Origin of the sequence: Bacillus sp. FCW2 (assembly GCF_021228595.1) — a bacterium.
GTDB lineage: Bacteria > Bacillota > Bacilli > Bacillales > Bacillaceae > Bacillus > Bacillus velezensis.
Genome location: NZ_CP089436.1, coordinates 1,931,749 through 1,947,829 on the forward strand (window position 1 = coordinate 1,931,749; position 16,081 = coordinate 1,947,829).

Genomic DNA, 16,081 nt, shown 5'->3' on the forward strand with positions numbered 1-16,081 from the left:
CCCCCTAGGGAAACAGGGGGATTTTATTGTTTCGTATGATGTTTTTGCATTTTTGCAAGAGCTTCCTGTGCCGCATGCTGCTCGGCTTCTTTTTTGGAACGTCCGTTCCCGATACCGAGCGCCTCACCTTTAAGAGAGACAAGCGCCTCGAATTCCCGGTTGTGGGCAGGCCCTTTTTCATTGAGAATTTTGTACTCAAGCGATCCTTTTCCGTCCCGCTGTACAAATTCTTGAAGCTGGCTTTTGAAATCCATCACATGAGAAAAAGCACCATCGTTTATTTTAGGGAACACGTACACTTTCAGGAATTGCTGAACCGGCTCAAGGCCCTGATCCAGATACAGTGCGCCGATAAACGCTTCAAACACATCCGCTAAAAGCGCAGGACGCTTTCTGCCGCCCGTCATTTCTTCTCCTTTTCCCAAGAGAACAAGATCGCCGAATGACAATTCATGGGCAAGTGAGACGAGTGACGGCTCGCATACGATAGCGGCTCTCAGCTTCGTCAAATCTCCTTCACTCATGGCCGGATATTTGGCAAATAAGAATTGGGAGATCGTCAGTTCCAAAACAGCGTCACCTAAAAATTCAAGCCTTTCATTGTCTTCATACGGCTTTTTCCGATGCTCATTCACATAAGATGAATGTGTAAATGCTTGATACAAAAGTTTCTCGTTTTGAAAATGAACCGAAATCCGTTCTTGGAACTCTTTAAATTGCTCTATTTTTTTATAGAACTTTTTTTTATCTTTAAAATGTGAGTGTTTTGACATAGTAACCTCCATAGGCACATCAGGTTCACCGCGCTCCCCGCCGTAAACGGAATCGGCAGCGCGTACAGCGTCAGACGCCGGTAACCGAACGATTAAAGGGCTAAAGCCCCGCTGTCAGGCGGGACTTTTAGCATCAGCTTATTGCTGGTTTTGTATGTAGTTCACAGCGTCGCCGACTGTTGCAATCTTTTCAGCATCTTCGTCAGAAATCTCCATATCAAACTCGTCTTCAAGTTCCATAACAAGCTCAACTACATCTAGGGAATCAGCACCTAAGTCTTCCTTGAAAGAAGCTTCAAGTTTGACGTCAGCTTCATCAACGCCAAGGCGGTCTACGATGATTTTCGTTACACGCTCTAATGTATCTGCCATAGCAATTCACCTCCCCTCAAGTATTATAGTGGATTCGTTTTTAAAAAACTAGAGAAACTAGGATGAAATTTTAAAAACAAATCTTTACATCACCATTCCGCCGTCAATATGAAGGGTTTGGCCCGTCATATAACGCGATCCTTCAGAAGCAAGGAACGTAACAACGCTGCTGATATCGGAAGGATCACCGAAACGCGCGAGCGGAATCTGCTTCAGCATTTCATCTTGGACTTCTTTAGAAAGCTTGTCCGTCATATCCGTGGAAATAAAGCCCGGAGCAATGGCATTAACCGTAATATTGCGGCTCGCAAGCTCTTTGGCTGATGACTTCGTTAAGCCGATTACACCGGCTTTTGCCGCCACGTAGTTCGCCTGGCCGGGGTTTCCGCTGACGCCGACGATTGATGATACGTTGATAATCCGGCCGGAGCGCTGTTTCATCATCTGTCTTGTAACGGCTTTCGTGCAGTTGAATACACCTTTTAGGTTAATGTTAATGACATCATCCCATTCATTTTCTTTCATTCTCATCAGAAGATTGTCTTTTGTGATCCCCGCATTGTTCACGAGAATGTCGATTGAAGAAAATGCAGCGACAGCCTCTTTCATCATGTTTTGTACTTCTTCGGAATTTGATACATCGGCTTTTACCGCGATCGCGTTTCGGCCCAAAGATTTGATTTCATCTACGACTTCGTTCGCTTTCGCTTCATTCCCGGAGTAGTTGACTACTACGTTACAGCCGTTTTTCGCAAGATCAAGCGCGATCGCCCGCCCGATTCCGCGGGACGCTCCCGTTACCACTGCTGTTTTTTCATTAAGCATCCTGATTCTCCTCCTTCAGCGTTTGAATCGCCAGTTCGATGGTTTCATGGTCAGAAACCGCGATTGTTTTAAGGCGGCGGTTCACTTTTTTCACAAGGCCTGAAAGCACTTTTCCGGGCCCGATTTCAACAAACGTCGTGACACCTTCGTCAATCAGTTTGTTAATGGTTTCTTCAAAGCGAACAGGTGAATACAGCTGTTCGATCAGTTTTTTCTTGATATCGTCTTTTTCTGTCATAACGTCAGCCGAAACGTTTGAAATCACGGGAACAGCCGCATTTTTCAACTCACAGGCGCTGAGCACCTCCTCGAGTTTTTGCGCTGCCGGCTTCATTAATTCAGAATGGAACGGTCCGCTTACTTCTAATGGGATTGCCCGTTTTGCTCCGTTGTTTTTCGCTTCTTCTGAAGCCAGCTCCACGCCTTTTGCCGTTCCGGAAATTACGATCTGGCCGGGGCAGTTCAGGTTTGCAAGCTGTACGAGATGACCGTTTTCCGTCACTTGATCCGTTACCTTTTTCAAGGACTCTGCATCCATTCCGAGAATAGCTGCCATGGCGCCTTCTCCGGCCGGCACGGCTTCATTCATGAATTCTCCCCGTTTTCTTACCGTGTAAACGGCATCTTTAAATGTCATCGCTCCCGCCGCAACAAGCGCCGAATATTCTCCGAGGCTGTGGCCGGCGGTGAAATCAGGGGTGATGCCGGATTCTTTAAACTTTTCCAATACGGCGATGCTCGTTGTCAACAGCGCGGGCTGCGCATTGTATGTAAGGGTCAATTCTTCGGCGTCACCTTCAAAAATGAGCGAGCTCAGCTTTGTTTCAAGCGTTTCATCCGCTTCATCAAAAATACGTTTTGACGCTTCTTCGCGTTCGTACAGGTCTTTTCCCATACCGATATATTGTGATCCCTGTCCGGGAAATAAAAATGCAATCTTACTCATGATGCGGTAACCTCCAGACTACTCATCTGTTTTTTCTTCTTTTACTTCTTCTTCTATAAATGCGGCCACGTTTTGGCTGACCATTTCTCTCGCCTGGCGCAGCGCATGGTAAACAGCGCGTGCGTCAGAAGAGCCGTGCGCTTTAACGACGGGCGCTTTCAAACCGAAAAGACTCGCCCCGCCGTACTCAGAATAGTCCATTTTCAGTTTCATTTCCATCAGCTTCGGCTTCAGCACTCCCGCTGCGAGCTTAGTAACAAAACTTGAAGTCAGTGTATCTTTCAGCATTTTGAAAATCGATAACGCTGAACCTTCCAATGTTTTCAACGTGACGTTGCCCGTAAAGCCGTCTGTGACGATGACGTCAGCAGCGCCTTCGAGCAAGTCTCTCGCCTCAACGTTTCCGACAAAATTCACGTTTGTTTCTTTTAATAATTCAAACGTCTTTTTTGTCAGGTCGTTTCCTTTCTTTTCTTCCGTGCCGACATTTAACAATCCGACGCGGGGCGAGCTGATTCCGAGAACCTGCCGGGCATATACAGATCCCATAATTCCGTACTGGACGAGATGCTCCGGTTTGGCATCGACATTGGCTCCCACGTCCAAAAGAAGGAAACCGTCGCCTGAAACGGTCGGAAGCGTCGGCGCAAGCGCAGGCCGGTCGATTCCTTTAATTCTGCCGACGATAAACAGTCCCGCTGTCATGAGTGCGCCTGTATTCCCCGCTGAGATGCAGGCGTCCGCTCTGTTTTCAGCCACTTCCTGCGCCATCAGCACCATAGAAGAGTTTTTCTTTCTGCGTACGGCGCGGACCGGTTCATCCGTCGGTTCAATCACTTCATCGGCGTGCAACACAGTGATGCGGTCTGATGTTGTTGGCAAGTGTGATTCTATCGTTGTCTTGTCACCGACCAGCGTAATATGAAGATCGTCAAATGCCTCAATACTCTTCATTACTCCGTCAATAACAGCTTTGGGTGCGTTGTCGCCTCCCATTGCATCTACAGCTATTCTCATGCATGCTCCACCTTTATGATTGTTTTGAACGGTACATGTCAAAGCTGCCGGAGAACACGACTTCTTCTCCCACATAGCTGTTGACTTCAACTACCGTTCTGCCTTTTTCTTTTTCGACTGCCGTCACTTTGGCTTTCGCAACGACGCGCTCGCCTTCTTTCACCTGTCTTGTAAAGCGGATATTTGCGCTTGCGGTCAGCGCCAGCTCATCATCAATGACGGCTACGGCGAGTGAGTTCGCCTGCGCAAACAAATGATGCCCCCGCGCAATTTGATTGCGGCTGAAGACATGTTCGCGTCTTACTTCTAATATGGAAATGGCCTGGCCGTCAAGCTCCAGATCAATAATTTCACCGATCACTTCGTCTAAAGACAGTGATTTCACTTCATCATCAAGCGTTTGTTCTGCCACGTTTTTAATTCTTTCCCTCAGCTCCGGTATTGAGAGCTCTAAGCGGTCTAAACGGATCGTCTGAATGCTGACGCCGAATTTCCCCGCTAATTCTTCATCTGTGATGAAGGGTGTCGATTTGATCGTCTGCTGCAATAATTTTTGGCGTTCTTTCTTGCTTCTTCTCATCTGTAAACACCATCCGGACAATTAAGACTAGGTACTAATAGTAGTATATAATCTCATAGATTGGAATGCAATGATTGTTTTTTGAAAGCCGCCGAATTTTACAGAATCAGCTTAATTTCTCCCCTTCTAGGACGCCGCTTGAAAGTAATTGGCCGCGCAGCATGCGGTATTCGTCATCTTTCCAAAAAGCCTCTGAAGACACCAGATTGGCCGCATCCTGGCGGGCCGTCTCCAAAGCTCTGTAGTCATGAACCATATCCGCCACCTTGAACTCGGGCATACCGCTCTGTTTTTTTCCGAAGAAATCCCCGGGGCCGCGCAGTTCAAGGTCCTTTTCAGACAGCTCGAAGCCGTCGTTTGTCTCTGACATGATTCTCATCCGTTCCTTCCCGGTTTCGGATTTCGGATCGGCCATCAAGATACAGAAAGATTGGTGGTCTCCCCGCCCGACCCGGCCGCGGAGCTGATGAAGCTGAGATAATCCGAAACGGTCGGCGTCATAGATGACCATAATCGTCGCATTCGGCACGTTCACCCCGACTTCTACGACGGTTGTTGACACAAGTACCTGACATTGATTGGCGCTGAATTCTCTCATCACCTGATCTTTTTCATCAGAATGGAGCTTCCCGTGCATCAGGCCGACATTCCATTTACCGCGGTAAACGTCAGACAGCATGTTATATACGTCAATCGCATTCTGCACATCCAGTTTATCCGACTCTTCAATGAGCGGGCAGATAATATAGGCTTGCCTTCCCTGTTTCAGCTCTTTTTCTATAAAAGCCAAAATCCGCTCCAGCATGTCGTGTTTCACCCAATACGTTTCGATTTGTTTTCGCCCCGCGGGCATTTCATCTATCACGGAAACATCCATTTCTCCGAAGACGGTAATGGCCAACGTTCTCGGAATCGGAGTGGCTGTCATAAACAGCACATCCGGATCCTGACCTTTATTCTTGAGTTTTTTGCGCTGTTCGACTCCGAACCTGTGCTGCTCGTCCGTAATAACAAGGCTCAGCGCTTTAAATTCCACTTCGTCCTGGATTAAAGCATGGGTCCCTACTAAAATATCAATCTCTCCGAGAGCAAGCCGCTCCAAAAGCTCCCTGCGCCGCTTTCCTTTTACAGAACTCGTCAAAAGCGCGATATTTACATCTTCATTTGCAAACAACGATACGAGAGAATCCGCATGCTGTTCGGCCAGAATTTCAGTCGGCACCATTAATGCCCCCTGATACCCCGACAAAATCGCAGCGTACAAAGCGATGGCGGCGACGGCCGTTTTCCCTGAACCGACATCACCTTGCAGCAGACGATTCATTCGGTAAGGGGATGTCATATCAGCGGTAATTTCCCGAAGCACGCGCGTCTGTGCGGTTGTGAGCGAAAACGGCAGGCTGTCTGTGAAAGCGGCGAGCTTTTCAGCAGGAAACACATGGCTGATGCCTTTTGACTGTTCCCTTTCCGCTTTACGGAACGCCTGCATTTTCAGCTGAAATAATAAGAATTCCTCGTAAACAAACCGACGCCTGGCCTGCTGTAACGATTCCCTCGTTTCAGGCTGATGCATCGTCTGCAGGGCATGTTTGTAATCAGGCAGCTTGTAGCGGATTCTCAATTTTTCAGGAAGCGGATCGGCCGCACTGTCCAAATGATGCTGCAGCGCTTCCTTAATAAACCGTCTCATCATTTTTACGGTGACGTTTTCTTTAACGGAATAAACAGGCTCAATGCTTTTATCTTCTTGATGAGGACCGTTTTTTAATTCCTGCACGGAAACAGTCTGTCTGTGTTTATCCCATTTCCCGGATATCGTGACGACTGAACCTAACGTCAGTTTCTTTTTTAAGTAGGGACGGTTAAAGCAGACCGCGGTAATTAAATAATTGCCGACAAGCACCCTGAATGTCAGCCTGTTTCGTTTTTTGCCGTAATAGGTAAGAGAAGGTTCTGAATGAACCTTCCCTTCTACCGTCACTCTTTCTTCATGTTTTACTTCTTCTAAATCCCTCAGCTCATAGTCGTCATAACGGTAAGGGAAATAATTCAGAAGATCAGAAATGTCATAGATACCAAGTTCGTGCAATGTTTTTTCTGTTTCCGGCCCAATGCCCTTAATTTCCGCTATACTAGTTTGCTGATGGTGTGTCACTTGATTTCAGCGCTCCTCCGAAAATTTTTTTCTCTAATTCTCTTCCCGTCGGTGTCGCGGCTAAACCGCCTTGTCCCGTTTCACGCAGTGCTGTCGGCATTGTCTGGCCGATTTTGTACATCGCGTCAATCACCTCATCGCAAGGAATGCGGCTTGTAATCCCGGCCAGCGCCATATCCGCCGCGATCATTGCGTTGGATGCTCCCATTGCGTTTCGTTTGACACACGGCACTTCTACCAATCCGGCGACCGGGTCACATACGAGACCGAGCATATTTTTCAGTGTAATCGCCATTGCTTCCGCTGATTGCTGAGGCGTTCCGCCCGCCATTTCCACAATCGCAGCCGCTGCCATGCCTGATGCTGACCCGACTTCCGCCTGACAGCCTCCTGCCGCTCCTGAAATACTCGCATTGTTTGCTACGACAAAACCGAACGCGCCGGCTGTAAACAGAAAACGGATCATTTGTTCTGTCGTAGGGTTCAGCTTATGCTTTACGGCGAATAACGTTCCCGGCACGACCCCGGCAGAGCCGGCGGTCGGTGTAGCGCAGATCGTTCCCATCGCCGCATTGACTTCATTTGTCGCGACAGCTTTAGAAACGGCGTCTAAAATCAGATTGCCCGACAGGCTTCTTCCCGATTGGATGTATGCCTGAAGTTTCACGGCATCTCCGCCTGTTAAACCGGTCTGACTCGTGACGCCCTTCAGCCCTTTTTCAACAGCTGCTTCCATGACGGAGAGATTGCGCTCCATTCCTTGAAAGATTTCTTCCCGCGTTTTTTGCGTCACTTCCATCTCTTGCGTGATCATCACTTCCGAAATCGGAATTTGTTTTTCTTGAGTGATTTCTATTAATTCTTTTACATTACGAAACATGTCATTTTCCTCCTGACTTTTTAGTCAGCTATCTTAGTAACCTGTATAATATTAGGAAGTGTTGAAAGCTCGTCAAGCACTTCTTCTTCAATATTCTGATCGACCTCAATCGTCATCAGCGCAAGCTGGCCGACGTCCTTACGCGCCACTTCCATATGTCCGACGTTGATGGAGAATTTCGCAAGCACATTGGCAACGCCTGCAATCGTGCCGAATTTATCATTGTGAACGACTAAAATAGCCGGATGGTTTCCGGAAAGACGCAGCTCAAAGCCGTTGAGCTCCGTGATTTCTATTTTTCCGCCGCCGATGGAAATACCGGTAAGGGCAAGCTCTCCCTCATCATCAGAAATGACGATACGCGCTGTATTCGGATGAACGGGCACGGCATCCTCTGTACGGAACTCTACATATATGCCCTTCTCTTCCGCAATTTGAATCGCTGTTTTAATCCGTTCATCAAATGTATCAAAATCAAGCAGGCCGCCGATAATCGCGACATCAGTGCCGTGACCCTTATACGTCTCCGCAAATGATCCGTAAAAAGACACAATGATCCGGCGGGGCTCCCGCCTGAATAGGCTTCTGGCCACTCTGCCGATCCGGGCGGCGCCTGCGGTATGTGAACTGGACGGACCGATCATTACCGGGCCGATAATATCAAAAACGCTTCTATACTTCATGCTGGTTTGTTCCTCCTTAACATCACTTCATTCAGCGCTTTTCTTTAGACTAATTGAACATTTCTCAATTGGCAAGCAGGCACACTGCCGCACTGCCGCAGGTAAATAAAGACATAAGAATAGAAGGGCCTGATAAGCCCTTCTATTCTGCCGCAAATATATATGGATACAGAGGCTGTCTGCCGTTATGGATTTCAACCTCGATATCTTCACAGACGCTAGCAATATACTCAGCGAGTTTCTCAGCTTCTTCTTCCGGCGCGTCCTCTCCGTACAGGATGGTGACAATTTCATCTTCTTCCCCGATCATTTCATCCAGCAGCAATTTCGCCGCACTTATCCGATCTTCGGCGCTGCCGATAATTGAACTGTTTAAAATGCCGATAAAATCACCTTTTTTAATATCTTTGCCGTCAATATGGGTGTCTCTGACTGAATATGTCACCTGTCCGCTTTTCACATTCCGGATGGCCTCAAGCATATTGGCTTCATTTACGTCAGCCGGCTGGTCAGGGTTAAACGCAAGCAGGGCGGTCATGCCTTGAGGGACCGTTTTTGCCGGAATGACAATGACATTTTCTTCAGCCACGCTCGCCGCCTGATTGGCAGCCATCACAATATTGGAATTGTTCGGAAGAATGAAAACCGTCTCCGCATTGACAGACTGAACGGCTTCAACAATATCTTCCGTGCTCGGATTCATTGTCTGACCGCCTTCGATTACGTGTGAAGCGCCGATGCTCGTAAACAATTCAGAAATGCCCTCTCCCATTGCCACAGTCACGATGCCAAAAGGCTTGCGGGCTTCTTTCATAACGCCGGCCGGCTTTTTTTCATCATGTTCTTGGCTGATGATTGAAGTATGCTGTTCCCTCATGTTTTCAATTTTAATTTTAATCAAATCGCCGTAACGCTGTGCGAGATTGAGCACGTTCCCTGGTTCTTCGGCATGAATATGGACTTTCGCCAGCGTATCATCAGCCACGACCAGCAGTGAATCGCCGAAACGGCTCAGTTCGTTTCTGAACGTCTCTTCCTTGAACGTCCGTTTATCTTGATCCAGCCTCACCATCACTTCCGTACAAAATCCGAATTCAATGTCTTCTGTACTCAGCATGCTCTGCGCGCTTTTATGATGCTCGGCATTCACCATATCATCGAGTGCCGGAAGAACCGCTTTTTTCGGTACGGCCTCTCCTTTTAAAGCAGCCAAAAAGCCTTCATATACACAAAGCAGACCTTTTCCGCCGCTGTCAACGACACCGACGTCCTTTAAAACAGGAAGCAGATCCGGCGTGCGGTTGAGCGACGCTTCCGCTTCTTCAATAACGGCCTCCATGACCGAAATAATATCGGTTTCTTCTTTGGCCGAGGCGACCGCTTTTTTAGCCGCATCCTTAGCCACGGTTAAAATCGTTCCTTCAACCGGTTTCATGACCGCCTTATATGCCATATCCACTCCCGCTTGGAGTGCTGCGGCAAATTCTTGGGCGTCTATTTGGTTTTTGTTTTCAATGCTCTTTGTGAAACCTCTGAACAATTGGGACAAGATCACCCCTGAGTTTCCTCTCGCTCCCATAAGCAGGCCTTTTGACAGGGCGATGCCGACTTTGCCGATGTCGGGTGAGTCAATGTGCTCTACCTCTCTTGCACCGGATGACATCGATAAATTCATATTTGTTCCGGTATCGCCGTCAGGCACGGGAAACACGTTCAGCGCATCCACCGCGGATGCGTTTTGAGACAATGTCTCAGCCCCCGCCAGAATCATTGCCGCAAAAGCTCTCCCATCTAAGTTTCGTCTAGACAATACTCATCCTCCTCACTACGGGTTCGTTACTCGTACGCCTTGGACATAAATATTTACAGAATCAACTGCAAGTCCGATTGTTTGATTTACTGTGTATTTTACCTTCGTCTGAACATTGTGGGCTACTTCGGATATTTTAGTGCCGTAGCTGACAATAATGTACATGTCGATATGTATTTGTTCGGCTTCCTGACGGACATGTACGCCTTTTGCGAAGTTCTCTCTCCGGAGGATTTCAGACAAACCGTCTTTAATCTGGTTTTTTGAGGCCATCCCCACTATTCCGTAACAGTCAATGGCAGCGCCTCCGGCAACCATTGCGATGACTTCGTTGGATATATCAATCTGTCCGTATTTTGTCTTCATTTCAATGGACACACAGGTTCCTCCTTCAGGTGCATAGAGTTATCATTATTCTACTATATGTATCCCATTATGAAAAGAAAAGATACAGACAGCGGCCTTCAGCGCGGAAATGTGATTGGTTTTACATGTCAAGTGATTTTTCTTGAAAGTAAGGGAAACAATAGTTGCAAACGGTTTTTAGCTGTGGTAAATTATTTAAAGTATTGTATAACGAAAGCATCTGAGAAACTATGTTTGAAAAGATGTTTCGCGCAGTTAGGAGGGAAACAAATGGCACGTAAATGTTTTATTACAGGTAAAAAAACAAAAGCCGGAAACAACCGTTCTCACGCAATGAACGCTTCTAAGCGTACTTGGGGCGCCAACCTTCAAAAGGTCCGCATCCTCGTTGACGGCAAACCTAAAAAAGTGTATGTATCTGCCCGGGCTTTAAAATCCGGTAAAGTTGAGCGTGTATAAGCAAAAATGAACGCCTGCCCTTTTATGCGGCAGGCGTTTTTTATGCGTTCAAAGAGGGCAATTTCAGCTTCTTGGGCTTACTCTTTTCTAAATGAGCCCAGCATCGCCCGGACAATTCCTCCTAAAAACTTCGGCAATTTAATGGTATAAAATTTCATTTTGTCCCCTCCTATAAGTCCCGTATCCGCTGCGTTCATCACTTTAGGATTCATGGTTTTTTCCGCATATGGCAGAAGCCGCTTTTTAATCCGCGCTCCTTACCATTATTAATATGCCTTTTGCAAACGAAAAAGTACCTCGTGAATGAATGAGTTCGTTACTAATACATAGTGTGGAACCCAGAGGAATATGACAATTATCAAGGGGATATTTAAAACCGTCGAGTGTCAGGCCGTCTGCCGCTTCCGTAAATGGAATGAAAGAAATATAGCGTCTGCGCGCTTTTTCTTCAATTGTATAACGGCCGGGCCCGAACATCTGAATGTCATTCTGCCGGTCGATCAGCTCGACATCGGTATTCTTATGTAAGGCTTTATACAGCAGCTGGATGTTCCCTAAAAAGTGATCGGCTCTTCCGCCCGTCACACCGAACATCCGAATGGTTTCCGGTTCTTTTTGTAAAGCCCAGTCAAGGGCGAGTTCAAGATCGGTATAATCTTTTTCCGCCTGATACACATGGAGGGCCGGCGCCGCTTTTTGAATCTGCATGAGCTCCTCTTCCGTAATGCTGTCAAAATCACCGAAAGCTTCCTGCGGAATGATTCCGGCTTCCAAAAGAGAAACCGTCCCTTTATCGACTCCGACCCACGTCGTATCTCCGTCTGTGTATTCGGATAGATCGGGAATAAGTTCCCGCGGGCCGCCCGCAACGATATTGATTGTCTTCATATGTTTTCCTCTCTCTTAGACGCGAAAAGAGCCGGCGGCTTTCACCGGGCTCTTTTTCAGCATGTTTATTACGCGTTTCGGATGTCAGCGATGGCTTTTTTCCGATCCGGCTGATTATATACGGCAGACCCGGCAACAAGCAGATTGGCGCCCGCTTCAGCGCATAAAGGGGCTGTTTCTTTATTAACGCCTCCGTCCACCTCGATTAAAAGCTCAGACAGGCCTTTCTCCTCAGCCAGCTGTTTGACCTGACGGATTTTCGGCAGAACCGAATGAATGAAGCGCTGGCCGCCAAAACCGGGGTTAACCGTCATTAACAGCACAAGGTCAAGTTCCTCGATCACATGTTCAATCATTTGGACGGGCGTATGCGGATTGAGCACAACTCCCGCTTTTACCCCCTGCTCTTTTATCAATTGAATGGTCCGGTGAAGATGCGGACACGCTTCAGCATGAACGGAAAGGATGTCCGCGCCGGCTTTTGCGAATGCCGGTATGTAGCGGTCCGGGTTTTCAATCATAAGATGGACATCCAGCGGCAGATCAGTCACCGGACGGACGGCTTCAACGATAAGCGGCCCGATTGTAATGTTAGGGACGAAATGGCCATCCATGACATCAATATGGATATAGTCCGCCCCTCCTTTTTCCACGTCTTTAATTTCCTCGCCCAGTGAAGCAAAATCGGCGGAAAGAATTGATGGCGCAACCTTAATCATATTAATACCTCGGCTTTCTCTCTTTTATTTCCTGCATAAATTCTTTGTAATGCTCATAGCGGTACGGCTGAATCTCTCCTTCTTCCACCGCTTGCTTTACCGCGCATTTCGGCTCCTTAAGATGCAGACAGCCTCTGAATTTGCAAGAGGCGCTTATTTCTCTGATCTCAGGGAACGTGCTGCCCAGCTCATCTTCCTCAATGCCGGTAAATTCAAGCGAACTGAACCCCGGAGTATCCGCCACCAGACCGCCTGATGTATGAATGAGCTCCACATGGCGCGTCGTATGTTTTCCGCGTCCCAAATGCGCGGAAATCTCGTTTGTTTTCAGCTCAAGCTCCGGGCTGATCGCATTTAAAAGCGAAGATTTTCCGACTCCGGACTGACCGGCAAACACCGTCGTTTTGTTCTCGAAGTGTTTCACAATGCCTGTTAAACCGCTGTTTTCTTTTGATGACGTCACATATACGTCATAACCGATCCCCTGATAGTCTTTCACGTAAGAAAGTATCGCCTCTTTCGATTCCCCGTCTGCAGCTAAATCCATTTTGGTTATGCAGATGATCGGGTGAATGCCGTTGGCTTCCACAAGGACGAGAAAACGGTCCAATAAAGACGTGCTGAACGCAGGCTGAACGGCAGAAAAGACGAGAACGGCCTGATCGACATTTGAAATCGGCGGCCTGATCAGCTCGTTTGTTCGTTCTTTGATTTCCAGCAGGTAGCCTTCTTTATCATTTTCAGCCTGATAAACGGCATAATCGCCGACCAGGGGCGTTATTTTATTTTTTCTGAAAATGCCCCGGCCCCTGCATTGAATGATCTTGTCCTGTGATTCATCCAAGACATAATAGAATCCGCTTAACGCTTTTATAATTTTGCCCTCAGGCATAGGGTCCCTCCTTGTCAGTCATTATCTTTCGGGTATTCAATCGTTTTGTAGCTGACGACTTTATGATCGACCATCACTTGGTAATACCCCTTCTGTCCCTGATCAATCTTCAGTTCAATTGTTTTTTCAGTCGGCTCTTTTATTTTAAATGAGTCATACGTATCAGAGATGCTGTGGTCCTTATCATCGATGGCGATTTGCACTTCAAGCTCGTCCCCTTCATGTTCGGGTTCGTAAGGAATGCTGATTTTTTCTTTTACCGTTTTCGCCGGTTTTTCTTCAGGTCCGAGCGAGAACGTCACTTCAACATTACTTCCCGGCTTAACCGCAGTGCCGGCTGCCGGCTCTTGCTTCATGACTTGTCCTTTTGGCACGTCATCTGAATGGGCTTGTTTTTCAACAAGCTGCAGGCCGTTATCTTCAAGATACCCTGAAGCCGCTTCCTTGCTGTAAGTCTTTAAGTCCCTCAGCGTAACGTCCGCCGGGCCGAGGCTGACCGTTAGATTGACTTCATCGTCGCTTGCGACCATGTCGGTGCCGGCTGACGGGTCCTGATCAATTACGGTGCCGGCCTCGCTGTCATCGTTCTCTTCTTTGACATTGACATGTTTGAAGCCTTTTTCCTTCAGCGCTTTTTTTGCGTCGCCGATCTGCCGCCCTTTCACGTCGATCAGCTGGGTTTTCGGTTTTCCGATGCTTTTGTACAGTTTTACAGAAGAGCCTTCTTTAACGGTAGACCCCGCTTTTGGGTCCGTTTTGACCATTAATTCCTCTTCTATTTTGTCATCTTCAATGTCCGTTATATCAGGATCCGCCCGGAGCCCGTTCTTTTCAAGCAGTGCTTCCGCTTTTTCGTACTTCATGCCCCGTACGTCGGGGACGCTTACATCTTTAGGCATAAACAAAGACGGGAACACGGTGACCGCAAGAACAGCCGCCATAATGAAAATGAAACAGACGGACAGCAAAACCCACGGCCATTTCCGTTTTTTCTTTTTGGCGGGCTGCTGTTCCTTATCGTCCGTCTCCCCCGGCGTTTCCGCCTGAGGCGCGGCTTTTGCGCCGTCAGTAATAACGGGAATGGCTTTTGTCATTTCCTCATCATCCTGAACGGAAAATTTTTGTTCATTCAGCCTGCCGGCGTCAAAAGCCGTTCTGATGTCCGCTTCCATGTCCTCGGCGCTTTCATAGCGGTGAAACGGGTCTTTGGCGGTTGCCTTTAAAATAATGTTTTCGACGCTCTGCGGAATGGAAGGGTTCCACTTTCTGGCGGAAGGCGTTTCTGTTTGCAGATGCTTTAGCGCTATGCTGACGGCTGATTCTCCGTCAAAAGGAATTTTACCTGTTAAAAGCTCAAACAGCACGATGCCGAGCGCGTAAATATCTGATTTTTTCGTTGCAAGACCGCCTCTCGCCTGCTCCGGAGACAAATAATGAACCGAGCCCAGCACAGAATTCGTATGTGTGATTGTCGTAGACGTAAGCGCTGTGGCGATGCCGAAATCCGTCACCTTGATATGCCCTAAATGATCTATCAATATATTGTGCGGTTTAATATCCCGGTGCACGATATGGTTTTGATGGGCATGGGCGATGGCCGAGACGATCTGCTCCATAACGGACAGCGCTTCTTTCGGATGAAGCGGCCCGTGTGCGGTTATGTATTCCTTTAATGTCATGCCTTCCACATATTCCATGACAATGTAATAAATATCGCCTTCCTCCCCGATATCGTAAATACTGACGATATTCGGATGATCGAGGCTTGATGCCGACTGTGCTTCTCTTCTGAAACGCCTGATAAAATCAATGTCATTCACAAAGTCAAACCGCAGAATTTTAATTGCGACTTCACGTTCGAGAATGATGTCCTCAGCTAAAAAAACGTTTGCCATTCCGCCGCCGCCAATGGGCCGGAGGATATGATAACGCCCGCTGATCCGCTTGCCGGTTAGCACTTGTCTTCACCCTCTTTTGCATCTGCGGAAAACTCAATCAACACAGCCGTGATGTTATCTTCGCCGCCGTTTTGATTCGCTTTGCTGATGAGAAGGTCTACTTTTTCCTGAGGATCAGATTCGGCTTGAAGCATTTGTTTGATCTCGTGATCTTCTATTTTATTTGACAGTCCGTCAGAGCATAAAAGCAGCTGATCGCCGTCAGACAGTTCAAAAGAACGGGCGTCGGGACTGATGGTTTCATCTGTCCCCAGCGCTCTCGTCAATACATTTTTCCGCGGATGGTGCTCGGCGTCCTCTTTCGAAATTTCCCCCGTCTTGACCAGCTCATTCACAAGCGAATGGTCCTCAGTCAGCTGAGTGAATTCCCCCTCTTGAAGCAGGTAGCACCGGCTGTCACCGATATGAGCCACAGTGACAAACTTCCCGGTGAATAAGGCGCAAACAACGGTGGTGCCCATTCCCCGGCATTCTTCATTCGCTTTAGCGTGGTCATGTACTTTGACATTCGCCTCATGAATCCGGTCTTTCAGCCAATCCTCGCAAGCAGACGGCAGAGAAGGAACCGTTTCGGTCCGGTTCCACTGCTCTTCCATCGCCGCAACCGCCATCCTGCTCGCTACATCTCCGGCAAGATGACCGCCCATGCCGTCGGCGACAACCGCAAGCACCGCGTCTTCTTTTGTGAAAATGCCCGCCGCATCTTCATTATGCCGGCGGACTTTACCTGTATCTGTTTTCAAGGCTGTAATCAACCT

Annotated in this window: 18 protein-coding genes; 1 reads left to right on the forward strand and 17 read right to left on the reverse strand. The window is 47.9% G+C overall.

Features of this window, described 5'->3' with window-relative positions; all coding sequences use genetic code 11:
* Nucleotides 1–23: 23 nt before the first annotated feature.
* From rncS to K3G25_RS09910, 11 genes are all read right to left on the reverse strand, one after another.
* Nucleotides 24–773 (reverse strand): ribonuclease III, encoded by a 750-nt coding sequence (gene rncS, locus K3G25_RS09860; protein WP_014417754.1) that lies wholly within the window; start codon nucleotides 771–773, stop codon nucleotides 24–26.
* 138 nt (nucleotides 774–911) lie between these two features.
* Complete coding sequence (gene acpP / locus K3G25_RS09865; RefSeq protein ID WP_003154310.1) at nucleotides 912–1,145, reverse strand: acyl carrier protein; 234 nt, start codon at nucleotides 1,143–1,145, stop codon at nucleotides 912–914.
* Between the two features lie 84 nt (nucleotides 1,146–1,229).
* Nucleotides 1,230–1,970, reverse strand: a complete 741-nt coding sequence (gene fabG, locus K3G25_RS09870; RefSeq protein ID WP_003154312.1) for a 3-oxoacyl-[acyl-carrier-protein] reductase — start codon at nucleotides 1,968–1,970, stop codon at nucleotides 1,230–1,232.
* On the reverse strand, nucleotides 1,963–2,916 hold the full coding sequence (gene fabD / locus K3G25_RS09875) for an ACP S-malonyltransferase (RefSeq protein WP_007409759.1): 954 nt from the start codon (nucleotides 2,914–2,916) through the stop codon (nucleotides 1,963–1,965). Before fabD ends, fabG begins: the two co-directional genes overlap by 8 nt.
* Nucleotides 2,917–2,934: 18 nt before the next feature.
* Nucleotides 2,935–3,933 (reverse strand): phosphate acyltransferase PlsX, encoded by a 999-nt coding sequence (gene plsX / locus K3G25_RS09880; RefSeq protein WP_017417766.1) that lies wholly within the window; start codon nucleotides 3,931–3,933, stop codon nucleotides 2,935–2,937.
* A 13-nt stretch (nucleotides 3,934–3,946) separates the two neighbouring features.
* Entirely contained in the window at nucleotides 3,947–4,513 is a 567-nt protein-coding gene (gene fapR, locus K3G25_RS09885) for a transcription factor FapR (protein WP_003154320.1), read from the reverse strand.
* Between the two features lie 106 nt (nucleotides 4,514–4,619).
* Nucleotides 4,620–6,668: an ATP-dependent DNA helicase RecG gene (recG, locus tag K3G25_RS09890; protein WP_014417753.1), complete on the reverse strand. Its 2,049-nt coding sequence runs from the start codon at nucleotides 6,666–6,668 to the stop codon at nucleotides 4,620–4,622.
* On the reverse strand, nucleotides 6,646–7,548 hold the full coding sequence (gene sdaAA / locus K3G25_RS09895; protein ID WP_003154324.1) for an L-serine ammonia-lyase, iron-sulfur-dependent, subunit alpha: 903 nt from the start codon (nucleotides 7,546–7,548) through the stop codon (nucleotides 6,646–6,648). The genes recG and sdaAA overlap by 23 nt, the downstream gene beginning before the upstream one ends.
* 20 nt (nucleotides 7,549–7,568) lie before the next feature.
* On the reverse strand, nucleotides 7,569–8,231 hold the full coding sequence (gene sdaAB, locus K3G25_RS09900; RefSeq protein WP_017417764.1) for an L-serine ammonia-lyase, iron-sulfur-dependent subunit beta: 663 nt from the start codon (nucleotides 8,229–8,231) through the stop codon (nucleotides 7,569–7,571).
* A gap of 142 nt (nucleotides 8,232–8,373) precedes the next feature.
* Entirely contained in the window at nucleotides 8,374–10,041 is a 1,668-nt protein-coding gene (locus K3G25_RS09905) for a DAK2 domain-containing protein (protein WP_022553356.1), read from the reverse strand.
* Between the two features lie 15 nt (nucleotides 10,042–10,056).
* Nucleotides 10,057–10,419 carry an Asp23/Gls24 family envelope stress response protein gene (locus tag K3G25_RS09910; protein ID WP_003154327.1) on the reverse strand — a complete coding sequence of 121 codons (363 nt, stop codon included), beginning with the start codon at nucleotides 10,417–10,419 and terminating at the stop codon, nucleotides 10,057–10,059.
* A gap of 258 nt (nucleotides 10,420–10,677) precedes the next feature.
* On the opposite strand from K3G25_RS09910, the gene rpmB reads away from it, so the two are divergent.
* A complete protein-coding gene (gene rpmB / locus K3G25_RS09915) occupies nucleotides 10,678–10,866 on the forward strand; it encodes a 50S ribosomal protein L28 (RefSeq protein WP_003154328.1) in 189 nt (62 codons plus the stop codon).
* 77 nt (nucleotides 10,867–10,943) lie between these two features.
* On the opposite strand, the gene spoVM is transcribed toward rpmB, so the two are convergent.
* The 6 genes from spoVM to K3G25_RS09945 all read right to left on the reverse strand — a co-directional run bounded on the left by spoVM (nucleotide 10,944) and on the right by K3G25_RS09945 (nucleotide 16,078).
* On the reverse strand, nucleotides 10,944–11,024 hold the full coding sequence (spoVM, locus tag K3G25_RS09920; protein WP_003154329.1) for a stage V sporulation protein SpoVM: 81 nt from the start codon (nucleotides 11,022–11,024) through the stop codon (nucleotides 10,944–10,946).
* A gap of 85 nt (nucleotides 11,025–11,109) precedes the next feature.
* A complete protein-coding gene (locus tag K3G25_RS09925) occupies nucleotides 11,110–11,754 on the reverse strand; it encodes a thiamine diphosphokinase (RefSeq protein WP_014417750.1) in 645 nt (214 codons plus the stop codon).
* A 68-nt stretch (nucleotides 11,755–11,822) separates the two neighbouring features.
* Nucleotides 11,823–12,473 (reverse strand): ribulose-phosphate 3-epimerase, encoded by a 651-nt coding sequence (gene rpe, locus K3G25_RS09930; RefSeq protein WP_014417749.1) that lies wholly within the window; start codon nucleotides 12,471–12,473, stop codon nucleotides 11,823–11,825.
* A gap of 1 nt (nucleotide 12,474) precedes the next feature.
* Nucleotides 12,475–13,365 (reverse strand): ribosome small subunit-dependent GTPase A, encoded by an 891-nt coding sequence (gene rsgA / locus K3G25_RS09935; RefSeq protein ID WP_014417748.1) that lies wholly within the window; start codon nucleotides 13,363–13,365, stop codon nucleotides 12,475–12,477.
* 14 nt (nucleotides 13,366–13,379) lie between these two features.
* Nucleotides 13,380–15,323 carry a Stk1 family PASTA domain-containing Ser/Thr kinase gene (gene pknB, locus K3G25_RS09940; protein WP_038461444.1) on the reverse strand — a complete coding sequence of 648 codons (1,944 nt, stop codon included), beginning with the start codon at nucleotides 15,321–15,323 and terminating at the stop codon, nucleotides 13,380–13,382.
* On the reverse strand, nucleotides 15,317–16,078 hold the full coding sequence (locus K3G25_RS09945; RefSeq protein WP_007409750.1) for a Stp1/IreP family PP2C-type Ser/Thr phosphatase: 762 nt from the start codon (nucleotides 16,076–16,078) through the stop codon (nucleotides 15,317–15,319). The genes pknB and K3G25_RS09945 overlap by 7 nt, the downstream gene beginning before the upstream one ends.
* Nucleotides 16,079–16,081 lie beyond the last annotated feature (3 nt).

Excerpts from the sequence above, each read along its gene's own strand:
- rncS (WP_014417754.1), bottom strand. The coding sequence starts at position 773 with ATGTCAAAACACTCACATTTTAAAGATAAAAAAAAGTTCTATAAAAAA.
- acpP (WP_003154310.1), bottom strand. The coding sequence starts at position 1,145 with ATGGCAGATACATTAGAGCGTGTAACGAAAATCATCGTAGACCGCCTT.
- fabG (WP_003154312.1), bottom strand. The coding sequence starts at position 1,970 with ATGCTTAATGAAAAAACAGCAGTGGTAACGGGAGCGTCCCGCGGAATC.
- fabD (WP_007409759.1), bottom strand. The coding sequence starts at position 2,916 with ATGAGTAAGATTGCATTTTTATTTCCCGGACAGGGATCACAATATATC.
- plsX (WP_017417766.1), bottom strand. The coding sequence starts at position 3,933 with ATGAGAATAGCTGTAGATGCAATGGGAGGCGACAACGCACCCAAAGCT.
- fapR (WP_003154320.1), bottom strand. The coding sequence starts at position 4,513 with ATGAGAAGAAGCAAGAAAGAACGCCAAAAATTATTGCAGCAGACGATC.
- sdaAA (WP_003154324.1), bottom strand. The coding sequence starts at position 7,548 with ATGTTTCGTAATGTAAAAGAATTAATAGAAATCACTCAAGAAAAACAA.
- sdaAB (WP_017417764.1), bottom strand. The coding sequence starts at position 8,231 with ATGAAGTATAGAAGCGTTTTTGATATTATCGGCCCGGTAATGATCGGT.
- rpmB (WP_003154328.1), top strand. The coding sequence starts at position 10,678 with ATGGCACGTAAATGTTTTATTACAGGTAAAAAAACAAAAGCCGGAAAC.
- spoVM (WP_003154329.1), bottom strand. The coding sequence starts at position 11,024 with ATGAAATTTTATACCATTAAATTGCCGAAGTTTTTAGGAGGAATTGTC.
- K3G25_RS09925 (WP_014417750.1), bottom strand. The coding sequence starts at position 11,754 with ATGAAGACAATCAATATCGTTGCGGGCGGCCCGCGGGAACTTATTCCC.
- rpe (WP_014417749.1), bottom strand. The coding sequence starts at position 12,473 with ATGATTAAGGTTGCGCCATCAATTCTTTCCGCCGATTTTGCTTCACTG.
- rsgA (WP_014417748.1), bottom strand. The coding sequence starts at position 13,365 with ATGCCTGAGGGCAAAATTATAAAAGCGTTAAGCGGATTCTATTATGTC.